The following is a 12,699-nucleotide window of genomic DNA, read 5'->3' on the forward strand; positions in this document are numbered from 1 at the left end:
CTGGCCCATCAATCGGCATTGGTAAGAACGATGTCGTCCAAATAGAGACTGTAGCCGGCATTGCCTGAAGGACTATATATATCAAAATAAGCATTTGCTGTCCCGGCAGGAGCGACCGGATTGGCGACGGCCTGCCGCCAGTCCGTCGTTAAACCGCTGAGTGGGACCAGATCGGTTTGCAATAAAGTCTGGCTGCTATCGAACCACTGAATCCGCATTGTCACCTCAGAAATAGAACCTGTATCCTGTTTAGCCCAATAGCTCACGCGTTTCTTGCCTGCGCTTGCAGCAAATCCGGGCCAATTAGCCGTCTGTACGCCCCAGCCCCACGGATCCGTTACGGTGATGCGCAGGCTGCCGCTGCCTCGATGCGCTGCGTAAGTCGATGCCGTCACCGTAGCCGAATACCAGGATTGCCACTCACCGGTCGAGCTTTCACCGCCGGCGGTATCGGCATCAAGTACATTCGGCGCATCTCCTACCGTGATGTCATCCAGGTAAAAGTAATCTCCCGGAGAGCCCGATCCGTTTAGCGTGACAAGCACCGTCGCTGACCCTGCCGGTGCATCGACAATTGAGGAAGCATGTTGCCAATCGGCCGTCAATGCCGTCAATGCCACCTCGTTCGTTTGCAGGACGGCATTGCCGCCATCCAGCCATTTAACAACCATCTTGGGTTGCAGGTTTGTTCCCGAGCCAAGCTTACCCCACAAGCTTATCTTCTTCACACCCGCGGTCGTGGCAAACCCCGGCCAATTGGCGGTCTGTACTCCCCACCCCCAGCGGTCGGTAATATCGACGCGAAGACTGTGCGTTCCGCCATGCGCCTCATAGGCAGACTGCGAGACGGTTTCAGAATACCAGTTTTGCCATTGGCCGATGGAATCCTCGAGGGTAGCCGTGTTTGCGTCCAGATCATTCCCCGCAGTTGCCGGCGGCGTCGGCGGCGTACCGCCACCTGAACCGCCGTAGTCCGGATCATTCGCGTAGGTGCTGCTCACATCCTGGTTGTATGGCGAGGATTTCCAGACATTAAACGAAACGGTTTCTCCATATCCCTTGGCAAACCGCCAGGCGCCGAAGTATCGGTTATCGTGAAAGCTGTTATTGTTGTTGAACATCACGTTATTTTGAATACCTGCAACGGTATATGGGGACCACGGCATGTTATCGGCCCCGGTAGCGATTAAGGCTTGAACGCCGCAGTAGGTACCGGCGCAGGGTACGACGGTATCATCAAAACGGAATTCGTTGTTAAATACTTCAATATTTTTTGATTGCCACCGGCAGTTTGTTTTGTATGGTTCAGCGGCAATATCGGTGTAGCACGGATGCGCGACGCTGATCGGATTCGGGTAATCGTAGCTGCGCGGAGACTCTGGCAGCAAGGTCGGAGTTACAAATGGCGTGCAGTACCCCTTGCTCGTATTGCCGTTGGAATTGCAGAAACGGTTTGCATTCTCATAGATCGATACGCCCGAGAAATTATTGACGAATACATTGTCGTAAATGCGGATTTTCGGCGCACCGCTCACCGCGGAAGGAAGCCGCGAATCGCCGCCCGACTCGGACAGGTAAACGGCGGGTCCCGGAGAGCCTTGGTTGTTTTTACCGCTTACCCAAGCATTGCGGCTGACCGTATTGTTGCGGATCGTCGCGTTGTAGCTGATTTCATACCAGATGCCTTCGCCGTCGTTATGGTCGATATAATTGCCTTCAAACAGGAAATCGATGTTATTCGTATCGGCCCACAAGCCGGTTCCTTTGTTATCGTGAACGTAGTTATTCGTTACTCTCGCACCGTTCACATCCCAAAACTTGCCGCCCCCGGTACAGCCGCAGCCCGGAATTTGCGCTTCCCAGTTATCCGTATTGTTGCCGGAAATTTCGTTATGGTCGAGCACGATATTGGTAATGGCCGAGCGGCCTTCAATCGGCTCTTTAAACATGCTGAACCCGTATTGGCCGTTATCCTTCAGGCAGTTGTAACTGACTACGTTGTCGCTGCCCAGAAATACCCCCGCCCCGTCATTATTCGAAATCGTGTTATATTGAATGACCCAGCCGGTACCGGAATCATGATTGACGACACCTTCATTCTGGTTATCGTTGCCGCGGCCGAAGTTTTGAATGGTGAGATACTTGATCGTTACATTTGCTGCGTCGCCCGTAAATGCGTATAAATTGATGTTCCGGCCGTCCAGCACGGCGCCCGGAGCTCCGATATAAGTCGTGCCCGCCTTGGCGTTAATCTGGCCGTAAATATCGTTTGCAAGCGTGTGCGTCCCTGGTTCAAACCAAAACGTCGCCCCCGGACGGTTGAAGTCGAATCCGCTGTTATCCCCGGCCGGCACGACCACCGCACCTTCCGGAGCGGAGCTTGGACCGCTTAATAAAGCAGCGTTACCGCATACGGACGGCGGTGAAGATGCAGACGGAGAAGTTTCCGCGTAGGCATCCCGGCCAAATAACGGCGCGATCGCCCCCGCCATAAAAAGAACCAGCAGCGCCAGGCTCCTTGCCCGGCTAGCCTTCTTGCTTATAAATGCTGATAACATGCGATGATAACGAGCGGTTGTCATGCGGATCATTTCTCCTTCATTGTCAGTAACTGCCATCCCCATAGTGGCATACCGCAAGTCCATCCGTCAACCATTATGTACCAGCGGTGCCGCAGGCATAGGCTGCTGCGAACCCTTTTTTCAAAAAATGAATACTGTGGAAAGGAGAGTGCGATTTTCATACGGGAAGGCTGATTCAAATTGAAATCGGAAGTTGAAACGGAAATAAGCCGCAGGATCCAATGGCTGCAAGAGGAGCAGTCCCCGGACGGCTCGTGGCGGTTCTGTCTGGAAAGCGGTCCGCTCACCGATGCCTATATGATTATTTTGCTGCGCAGCCTGCAGATCGATGACGAGGAGCTGATCCGCTTGTTGGCGGAACATATCGCCAAGCTGCAGGAAAAAAACGGGGCATGGAAACTGTTTCACGATGAAGCCGAAGGCAATTTATCTTTAACGATTGAAGCTTACTGCGCTCTTCTTTATGCGGGATATTACGGCAAAGAGGACGAACCGATGCAAGCGGCCAAGCAATTTATATTGTCCAAGGGCGGGCTGACGGAAGCAAGCTTACCTACCAAAATCGTGCTTGCCTTGACCGGCCAGTATCCGTGGCCGAATCATATACCGGTTCCGATTGAAATGCTGCTGCTGCCCAAAAGTTTTCCGGTTAACTATTTCGATTTTTCCGGTTATGCCAGAGTGCATTTCGCTCCGATTCTGGTTTGTGCGGACCGAAAATGGGTTATCAAGACAGCCCGTACCCCCGACTTGTCCGATTTGTATGCGGATCAAAGTAAAACGTCCCGAGTTCCGCGGCATGCAGAGCCTCGTCACAATGAGTCCTACCGCTCCCTCTTATCGATGATCGTCCAGGGCATCAAACATTTGCCGTTTTTACCCGGACAAATCCATTCCGCCGCCCTGCATCGTGCCGAACAGTTTATGCTGCAGCGTATAGAGCCGGACGGCACGTTATACAGCTACTTCACTTCGACGTTCCTCATGATATTCGCCCTGCTGGCTCTCGGCTACCCCAAGAACCACCCTGTCATCGTGCGTGCCGTTCAAGGGTTAAAAAATTTGATATGTCGGGCCGACGCGGGGATCCATATACAGAACGTCACCTCCACGGTCTGGGATACGGCTCTGTTCAGCCATGCCCTGCAAGAGGCCGGGGCTTCGCCCCAATCGCCCATGATCCAAAAGGCGGGGCAATATTTGCTTTCACGGCAGCATCAAAAATACGGCGATTGGACAATTCATAATCCCCGCGCCATACCGGGAGGGTGGGGATTCTCGGATATCAATACGATCAACCCGGATATCGACGATACGACAGCGGCCCTTCGGGCCATACGCCGCTTAGCGCAAACTAGCGGCAATCCTGATCATGCCGCTTATCTTTCCTCGTGGAATCGGGGGATGAACTGGCTGCTTTCCATGCAAAACGATAATGGCGGATGGCCGGCCTTTGAAAAAAATACGGACAACAGCCTGCTGACCTGGATCCCTCTGAAGGGGATGAAGGAGGCTCTCATCGATCCTTCGACCGCTGATTTGACAGGCAGGACGCTGGAGTTTCTCGGAAACAGCGCGGGCTTGAAAGCTTCGCATCCCGCAGTGGAAAAAGGCGTCCGCTGGCTGCTCCGCCATCAGGAAGAGGACGGTTCCTGGAGCGGACGCTGGGGCATCTCGTACATTTACGGTACATGGGCCGCCATTACCGGAATGATCGCCGCAGGGGTTTCCCCCCGGCTCCCGGCCGTGCAAAAGGCGGTCAGGTGGCTTCAAGGCATTCAAAATGCGGACGGAGGCTGGGGAGAATCGTGCCGGAGCGACGTCGAACATAAGTACGTCCCCCTGGGTGCCAGCATCCCTTCGCAAACCGCCTGGGCGCTGGATGCTTTGCTCGCCGTATATAAAGGTCCGACGGCCGCCATCGATCGGGGAATCCGGTTTTTACTCGAATCCTCGCAAAAGCGCGATTGGACGACTCGTTATCCGACAGGAGCCGGTCTGCCGGGCGGCTTTTATTTCCAGTATCACAGCTACCGGCACATCTGGCCGCTTCTTGCGTTGGGACATTACATGAAAAGCCTCTGAAGTCGATTTCATATGTTATAATAGGACAAACTTCGACGCATTCGTAAGAAAAAGAGGCGATTCCCGGTGAAATTCAGCGTACGTCTGCGGCAAGCGGCCTTTCCTCCTCTATCCCGGTGGAGTCTGCGTTCCAAGACGCTGCTCGTTTTCCTGCTGCTCATCGCCATTCCGCTCGGGCTGCAGGGAGCGCTCACCTATTATGACTTTTCCGGGTCGACCGAACGCCGCGCCGCCGATTACTCGGCTCAGTTGGTCGGACAAATCAACCGAAATCTCGACCGCACCTTGAAGGAAATGCAGCGTCTTTCGCTGACGCCGCTTTACGACCCCGAGGTGCTGAACATTCTCCGCAAATACAGCAGCCCGGATCTGAAATACGTCCGTCCGTCGGTCGAGGAGCTGGAAAAGATGCTGCTTCATATCGCCAGCGGCACGTATGACCGTTCCGAAATCCGCGGCATTCAAATTTTTGCGGGCAACGGCTACACCTTCTCCAACCTCGATGCGAACACGATTCGCTCGTTTAACGATCCTTCGCAGGAAAGCTGGTATGACCGGGTGCGCTCGGCCGACGGCGCCTGGACGCTGATTCCGACGCACCGCCCCGCTTATTACTTGGATAACGATCCTCAGACGGTCTTTTCCGTAGCCCGTCTGATCCGCGAGCCGAACACGAACCGTACGCTCGGACTCGTCAAGATCGATTTGAAATTGGACGTGTTTCAGCAAATCGTATCCAACGTCAAATTCGAAGATAAAGCCGGCCTGATCGCAGTTAACAGCCGCAACGAGCTGTTTTTCCGGAAGGGCGGCCCGCAGCAGCCGCTCGGCGATAAAGAGGAATGGACAAGCGCCGCCTCCCTTCCCAACGGTTCGGGCGTGCAGCACATGCAGCTCGGCGGGAAGCCCTTTCTCGCGATTTCCGATTACTCCGACTACTCGGATATCAAAATCGTCAGCTACATCCCGGTCGAATCGCTGCTGAAGGATACGAACGAGCTGCGAAATATGACGTTATGGATCGGCGTCATCTGCCTGACGCTGGCCGGAGGATTCGCCACCTATTCGTCATATCGGCTCAGCCGCCCGCTGGCGGCACTCAAAAACAAAATGAAGCGGGTCGAGCACGGCGACTTCAAGCAAAGCGTCGAGGTCGAGTCCGAGGATGAGATCGGGCAGCTGAGCCGCAACTTCAACCGGATGGTCGAACGGATCGACCGGTTGGTCGAGGAGGTTTACGTCATCGGCCTCCGCGAGAAGGAAGCGGAGCTGGCGGCGCTGCAAAGCCAAATCAATCCGCATTTTATATACAACACGCTGGAGTCGATCAATATGCTGGCCGTGCGGGGGCAAAGCAGCCGCGTATCCGATATGGTCACCGCGCTGGGCCGGCTGCTCCGGTACACGGTCGGCCACAGCCGCCGGCTCGTGCAGCTGCGCGAGGAACTGGAATCGGCCGAGGCATACGTGCGGATTCAGCAGCTGCGCTACGGGGAGCGGCTGAATATCGTTTTTGACATCGAGCCGGAGCTGCTCTCCTGCGCGATTCCCAAGCTGATGCTGCAGCCGATGATCGAGAACGCGATCTATCACGGTATCGGCGATCGCGAATCGGGAGGCACCATATGGATACTCGCCGCCCGATTCGAGGATTATCTGCTGCTGACCGTCCGCGACGACGGACGCGGCATGACCGAAGATGAGCTCGCCCGGCTGCGCAAGTCGCTCGTTGTCCCGACGCTGGCGGCAAGCGATCGGCCGGACGGCCATGGCGTCGCGCTGCGCAATATTTGCCAGCGGCTGACGCTGCTTTACGGAGAAGCCGGGGAGCTGCACGTGGACGCAAGCCCCGGAGCCGGCACGGCATTCACCATCACTATCCCGCTTCATGAATTGGAGGAAACGCCCGATGATACGCATACTGCTCGTTGAGGATGAGGAAGTGATCCGCGAAGGCATCTCATCCTTGATCCGCCAGGTTTCGCCCCATTTTACCGTCGTGAAGGAAGCGGCGCACGGGCGCGAGGCGCTCGATTACCTCAGCAGAAACGTCGTCGATGTGGTCATCACGGACATTCGCATGCGCGAGATGAACGGGCTGCAGCTGCTGGAGAAAATCCGCGAGAAATACGAGGACATGCCTTTGCTGATCATCAGCGGGTACAGCGATTTCAGCTATGCGCAGAAGGCGCTGCAATTCGGGGTATCGGATTATTTGCTGAAGCCGATTGACCGCAAGCAGCTCGTTTGTGCGCTGGACAAGATCCACGCCCTCCTGCTGAAGCGCGGCGGCAAAAGCCCTGTGCCGGCCCAAGCCGAGGAGGCTCCGCCCGCCATGCAGCCCGGGACGGAGGGGCGCCGTCTGATCCGCAAGGTGAAGGAATACATCGAAGCTCATCCCGAAGGTGACCTGCGGCTGCAAACCCTTGCCGATTTCGTTCATTTGAACCCGGCTTATTTAAGCCAGCTGTTCAAGCAGGAGACCGGCGCCAACTTGTCGGACGCAATCACCGCAGCCCGGATGGAGCGGGCCAAATACCTTCTCGCCCATACGGAGCTGAAAATATACGACGTCGCCCGCTTGTCGGGATACCAAAGCCCCAAGCACTTCATGCTCGTATTCAAACAATGGGCGGGCGTCACGCCGGGAACGTACCGCGAACAGCACGCGACTTGACCCCTCCCCTTATTTTTCCTCTAAAAAAAACGTACCAAAACCAAAAGCTGCGTGATTTTCCCCCGGCCCCGATGTCAATATAATTGACACCAGTAAGACATATCATTGTTCTCTAAGGGAGGAGAATCCATGAAACGAACGTTGGCTTGCCTGATCTCGTTATCCATGGTAGCGGTAACATCGGCATGCGGCGGTGCCGGAAAAACCAATGAAACCGCACCCGGTGCAAGCGCCCAGAACACAAAGAAAATCGAACTGAAGTTCGCCACATGGGGCAACCCTGCGCAGCTGGAGCTGTATCAAAAGCTCGCCGCCAAGTACCAGGAATCGCACCCGAACATTGAGGTCAAAATCGACTCGATTCCGTTTGCCGATTACCAGCAAAAAATTTCCGTACTCGCCGCCGGCCGGGAGCTGCCGGATATCGCCTGGATTTCCGAGCGCATGGTTCCCCAGTTTATGGCCAACGGCATTCTCGAGGACGTGTCGGACGTCGTAAACGACCCGGCCTTCAACAGCGCGGACATCATCCCGTCCACTCTGGAGCTGTTCCGCAAGGACGGCAAACTGTACGGCCTGCCGTTCTCAACGCCGCCCAGCGTCGTGTTCTACAACAAGGATCTGTTCGACAAGGCGGGGCTGACTTCTCCAAACGAGCTGGCCAAGCAGGGCAAGTGGACGTGGGATGAATTCGTCAAGTCGGCCAAAGCGATTTCCAGCGGTCCTTCCTCCGGCCGGACTTATGGAGCGAATTTCTTCCGCGACTGGAAAACCTGGATCATTCTCGCCTCCTACTCCTGGTCCAACGGCAGCGGCCCGTTCAACGAAGACATGACCAAGTTCACATGGAGCGACAAGTACGGCGTAGAGACGTTTAAAATGCTGCAGACGATGATGTTCACCGACAACTCCCACCCGAAAGCGGGAGAGCAAGTCAGCTTTGAGTCGGGCAAGCTCGGCATGATTTTCGACAACTACAGCTTTGTATCCAAAGCACGCACGATCAAGGATTTCAAATGGAGCATCGCGCCGATGCCGTCCGGCTCCAAGGGCACCGTTCCGATGATGGGCCAGGCCGGTTATGTGCTGTTCAAGGAAAGCAAGCATCCGAAGGAAGCGAAGGAGCTGCTGAAATTTTTCGCCGGTCAGGAAGGCATTCAAACCACTTCCGCGTTTTTCGTACCGCCGCGCAAATCGGTTCTCAGCTCGGACGCATTCCTGAAGCAGGAAGGCAACCCCGACCCAAGCGACATCAAGCAGGCGGTCATCGACGAGATGCCGAAGGCCAAAGTTCAACCGGGTCATATTCAGTGGCAAAAAATCGACACCGAAATCTTGTCGGGCTTCGATCACCTGTTCGGACAGACGGGACCGCCGGAGCAAATTTTGAAGGATGTCGAAGCCAAAGTCGATCCGCTGCTTAAAAAATAAAAAGGGAGCTGGCACAGCATGAATCGTTTTCAGCAAGCGTTAACCCGTGAGAAGCTGCAGCTGTTCGTCAGCTTGCCGGCCAACGACGCCGGGCTCGCTCAAGCGGCCCTGGCGGAAGGGGCGGACGGCCTGAAGGTGCACATGAACGTCGGCCACCGCGCGAGCGGCAGCCACTTTGGCCCGCTCTCCGGCTACCTGGATGTGTTTGCCCAAATTCGCTCGCTGTTCGACGGCCCGCTCGGCATTGTGCCGGGCGGTTCGCTGGACAGCGTCAAACCGGAGGAAATCGAGGCGCTGCCGGGGCTCGGGGTCGACTTTACGTCGATTTACGCCTTCCATATGCCTTCCTTTCTCCTCCGCTATCCGAAGCTTTCCCGCACCTTCGCCATTGATAGCGGTTTCGACCTTCGCCTGCTGGAAGGCGCCGGGACATTCGGCGTCGAGGCGCTCGAAGCGTCGGTGATTCCCGGCGACGAGTACGGCACCCCCCTCAGCTTCGCCGACTTGCTCAAATACCGCTGGCTGGTACAGCATTCGGGCCTGCCCGTCATCGTACCGTCCCAGCGCAAAATCGTCCCGGCCGACGTGCCGGCGCTGATCGACTGCGGCATCCGCGTGCTGCTGATCGGCGCGGTGGTCACCGGCAAAGATGCCGACGGCATTCGCCGTGCGGTTGCGGAGCTGCGCAATGAAATCGACCGCCATTAACCGGGTGGCTTCGGCGAAGCCGCTGCGCCGCCGAAGCCCGCTTGCCCGGGAAGCGAATATAACCGGGTGGCTGTTCGTGGCGCCGATGGTGCTCGGCTTCGCGCTGCTGCTGTTCGTGCCGCTCATGATGGCGCTGTATATGAGTTTGACGGACTGGCCGCTGCTGGGGGAAGCGAAGTTCGTCGGACTGGACAATTATAAAGCGATCGCCGGGGACAAGGAATTTTGGAAGGTGCTCGGCAATACGTTCTACTTCGCGGCCGGGCTTGTTCCGCTGAATATCGTGCTGGCACTGCTGCTCGCCCTGCCGCTGGCCGGCAAGCTCCCGGGAATGGGCTTTTTCCGCACCGTCATCTTCGTCCCGGTCATGACGTCGCTGATCGTTTGGTCGATCGTATGGAAGTACATGTTCGCGACCGATTCCGGCTTTATCAACCAGCTGCTGCAGTGGTTCGGCGTGACGGGGCCGTCCTGGCTCTATGACCGGAATTTGGCGATGCCCGTCGTCATTGTCACCAGCGTGCTGAAGAACCTCGGGCTGAACATGGTGCTCTTTATCGCTGCGCTCCAGCAAGTTCCGGCGCAGCTTTACGAGGCGGCCAGGATCGACGGCGCCGGCAGGGTCGTCACCTTCTTCCGCGTGACGCTGCCGATGATTACGCACACTCTGTTTTTGACGATCATCATGACCATCATCGGCTCGCTCAAGGTGTTCGGCCAAATTTACGTCATGACGCAGGGCGGTCCGGTCGGCAGCACGAAGGTGCTCGTATATTACATCTGGGAAAAAGCGTTCAAGCTCTACGAGTTCGGCTATGCCTCCTCGCTGGCCTACGTGCTGTTTGCGATCATTTTGGCGCTGACTCTCGTGCAGTGGGGCTTGCGAAAGAGGTGGGTCATTCATGAAGGCTGAACATACATCCATGCGGACATCTTACCGGATAAGCGCGGCGGTTCAATATTTTCTGCTGACGGTCGTATCGGCGGTTATGCTGATGCCGTTTCTGTGGATGGTTTCGACATCGCTGAAGGAGCCCGCCAAAGTTTTCGTCTTTCCGCCGCAGCTCATTCCGTCACCGGTCCGCTGGTCCAACTATGCGGAAGTGCTGCATATCATCCCGTTTCACCTGTTTTACTGGAACAGCATCTATATCGCCGCGCTGGTCACGGCGGGGACGGTCTTTTTCTCCTCGCTGGCCGGTTATGCGTTTGCCCGCATCCCCTTCTGGGGGAGCGGCGTCGTGTTTTTGCTGCTGCTCAGCACGATGATGATTCCGAACGAGGTCATCGCCATCCCGATGTTTCTGTTCATGCGGGAGATCGGCTTCATCAATACGCACGTGCCCCTGATCGTTCTGCCGATATTCGGGGCCGGAGGCGTGTTCGGAGTATTCGTCATGCGGCAGTTTTTCATCGCTATCCCGAAGGAGCTTGAGGAAGCGGCGATGATCGACGGCTGCTCTCGCCTCCGGATTTATACGAGCATCATGCTGCCGCTGGCCAAGCCGGCCGCAGCTACATTGGTCATTTTTACGTTCCTGACGTCCTGGAACGATTTCTTCGATCCGCTGATCTACATCAGCGACCGGACGCTGATGACGCTGCCGCTCGCGCTGTCGCTTTTTACGGATGAATCGGGCACGGCGTGGCATCATCTGATGAGCGCCTCCGTCATGGCGACGCTGCCGCTGCTGATCGTATTCTTTTTCGCGCAAAAGCAATTTATCGAAGGCGTGGCGATGACCGGCCTGAAGGAATAAACATTCAGACCGGCGCGCTTTGCCGCCTGGGAAGGAGCTTTTCGGAGCATGACACGTAAATATGAAGCGGATGTGGTCGTTGCCGGCGGCGGGCCGGCCGGACTGACGGCGGCCCTTGCCGCAGGACGGCAAGGAGCATCCGTCATCCTGATCGAACGCTACGGCTTTGTGGGCGGCATGTCCACAGCGGCCTCCGTCTACCCGTGGATGACCTTCCACACCTCGCACGGCGAGCAGGTGATCAAGGGCATCGCGCAGGAAATCGTAGACCGCCTGATGGAACGCGGCGGATCTCCCGGCCATCTTCGGGACACGATCGGCTTTACGTACAGCGTGACGCCGTACGACGCCGAAATTTTCAAGCTGCTGGCCGTCGAAATGCTGAAGGAAGCCGGAGTCAAGCTGCTCGCTCACAGCTTCGTGGACGAAGTGAGCGTCCAGGGACAAACGATCCGATCCGTGCGCCTGACCGGCAAATCGGGACGGATCGACGTCTTCGGCAAGCAGTTCGTCGACGCCACCGGGGATGCCGATGTTGCGCATTTGGCCGGTGCGGCCACCCTTAAGGGGCGGGAGCAGGACGGACGCACGCAGCCGATGACGATGAAATTCCGCATGCGCGGCGTCGATATCGAGGCGGTGCGGCAGGCTATTCTTGCTAATCCGCAAAACTTCTACCATAAAACGCTCTTTTCCGAGCTGGACCGGCTTCCGCTCACCTCCGTCTCCGGCTTTTACGCCGAATGGAAGGCGGCCAACGTGCCGATTAACCGCGATCAGGTGCTCTTCTTCACCGGGCCTGCGGCCGACGAAGTGCTCGTCAACTGCACTCGCGTGCAGGGACTGGACGCTACCGACGTCGAGCAGCTGACGCAGGCCGAGGAAGAAGGCCGCCGCCAGGTGCTGCTGATGGCCGAGTTTATGCAGAAGCACATTCCCGGCTTCGCCAACGCGTCGATATCCTCGGTCGGCACGCAGATCGGCATACGCGAATCGCGGCGGATCGACGGGCTCTACTGCCTGAGCCTCGCCGATGTCGTGCAGGGGCGCCGTTTCGACGACGGCATCGCGCGCAGCGGCTACCCGGTCGATCTGCACGACCCGACCGGCAAAGGCATCGCCTCCGCTTTCATCGAAGGCGGCGGAGCCTACGACATCCCTTACCGCTGCCTTATCCCGAAGGGGATCGACAATCTGCTCGCAGCCGGGCGTTGCATCTCGACGAGCCACGAGGCGCTGGCCACGACGCGGCTGACGCCGAGCTGCATGGCGACCGGCCAGGCGGCCGGAACAGCCGCGGCTCTTGCCGCCAAAGGCGGTACGTCCGTCACGGACGTCGACATCGAGCGGCTGCGCGACGCGCTTCGTCAGGCGAACGCCGTGATCTAACAGGCGCCGCCGTAAGACCATGACCCGCAGGGAGCAAGTTAGATAAACTTGCCGTCCTGCGGGTCAT

At 57.1% G+C, this 12,699-nt stretch carries 9 protein-coding genes; 8 read left to right on the plus strand and 1 reads right to left on the minus strand.

The window, feature by feature from the left end; genetic code table 11:
* Positions 1 to 8 precede the first annotated feature (8 nt).
* Complete coding sequence (locus MYS68_RS29620; RefSeq protein ID WP_248929251.1) at positions 9 to 2,582, minus strand: right-handed parallel beta-helix repeat-containing protein; 2,574 nt, start codon at positions 2,580 to 2,582, stop codon at positions 9 to 11.
* Between the two features lie 180 nt (positions 2,583 to 2,762).
* Here MYS68_RS29620 and shc point away from each other — a divergent pair, with 180 nt between their 5' ends.
* From shc to MYS68_RS29660, 8 genes are all read left to right on the plus strand, one after another.
* On the plus strand, positions 2,763 to 4,667 hold the full coding sequence (gene shc, locus MYS68_RS29625; RefSeq protein WP_248929252.1) for a squalene--hopene cyclase: 1,905 nt from the start codon (positions 2,763 to 2,765) through the stop codon (positions 4,665 to 4,667).
* 66 nt (positions 4,668 to 4,733) lie between these two features.
* Positions 4,734 to 6,599: a cache domain-containing sensor histidine kinase gene (locus tag MYS68_RS29630; protein ID WP_248929253.1), complete on the plus strand. Its 1,866-nt coding sequence runs from the start codon at positions 4,734 to 4,736 to the stop codon at positions 6,597 to 6,599.
* Positions 6,577 to 7,344 (plus strand): response regulator transcription factor, encoded by a 768-nt coding sequence (locus MYS68_RS29635; protein ID WP_248929254.1) that lies wholly within the window; start codon positions 6,577 to 6,579, stop codon positions 7,342 to 7,344. The genes MYS68_RS29630 and MYS68_RS29635 overlap by 23 nt, the downstream gene beginning before the upstream one ends.
* 129 nt (positions 7,345 to 7,473) lie before the next feature.
* Positions 7,474 to 8,775 (plus strand): ABC transporter substrate-binding protein, encoded by a 1,302-nt coding sequence (locus MYS68_RS29640; protein WP_248929255.1) that lies wholly within the window; start codon positions 7,474 to 7,476, stop codon positions 8,773 to 8,775.
* Positions 8,776 to 8,793: 18 nt separating this feature from the next.
* Entirely contained in the window at positions 8,794 to 9,483 is a 690-nt protein-coding gene (locus MYS68_RS29645; protein ID WP_248929256.1) for a hypothetical protein, read from the plus strand.
* 85 nt (positions 9,484 to 9,568) lie between these two features.
* Complete coding sequence (locus MYS68_RS29650; protein ID WP_248931051.1) at positions 9,569 to 10,396, plus strand: carbohydrate ABC transporter permease; 828 nt, start codon at positions 9,569 to 9,571, stop codon at positions 10,394 to 10,396.
* Between the two features lie 10 nt (positions 10,397 to 10,406).
* The gene (locus tag MYS68_RS29655; protein ID WP_248931052.1) at positions 10,407 to 11,243 is read left to right on the plus strand and encodes a carbohydrate ABC transporter permease; all 837 of its coding nucleotides are present in this window, start codon (positions 10,407 to 10,409) and stop codon (positions 11,241 to 11,243) included.
* Positions 11,244 to 11,291: 48 nt separating this feature from the next.
* Positions 11,292 to 12,632 (plus strand): FAD-dependent oxidoreductase, encoded by a 1,341-nt coding sequence (locus MYS68_RS29660; protein WP_248929257.1) that lies wholly within the window; start codon positions 11,292 to 11,294, stop codon positions 12,630 to 12,632.
* The last annotated feature ends 67 nt before the right edge of the window (positions 12,633 to 12,699 follow it).

The sequence above is a fragment of the Paenibacillus hamazuiensis genome (genome assembly GCF_023276405.1).
Lineage (GTDB): Bacteria > Bacillota > Bacilli > Paenibacillales > NBRC-103111 > Paenibacillus_AF > Paenibacillus_AF hamazuiensis.

Coding starts and splice junctions, on each gene's coding strand:
- MYS68_RS29620 (WP_248929251.1), bottom strand. CDS start 2,582: ATGACAACCGCTCGTTATCATCGCATGTTATCAGCATTTATAAGCAAG.
- MYS68_RS29635 (WP_248929254.1), top strand. CDS start 6,577: ATGATACGCATACTGCTCGTTGAGGATGAGGAAGTGATCCGCGAAGGC.
- MYS68_RS29640 (WP_248929255.1), top strand. CDS start 7,474: ATGAAACGAACGTTGGCTTGCCTGATCTCGTTATCCATGGTAGCGGTA.
- MYS68_RS29645 (WP_248929256.1), top strand. CDS start 8,794: ATGAATCGTTTTCAGCAAGCGTTAACCCGTGAGAAGCTGCAGCTGTTC.
- MYS68_RS29650 (WP_248931051.1), top strand. CDS start 9,569: ATGGTGCTCGGCTTCGCGCTGCTGCTGTTCGTGCCGCTCATGATGGCG.
- MYS68_RS29655 (WP_248931052.1), top strand. CDS start 10,407: ATGCGGACATCTTACCGGATAAGCGCGGCGGTTCAATATTTTCTGCTG.
- MYS68_RS29660 (WP_248929257.1), top strand. CDS start 11,292: ATGACACGTAAATATGAAGCGGATGTGGTCGTTGCCGGCGGCGGGCCG.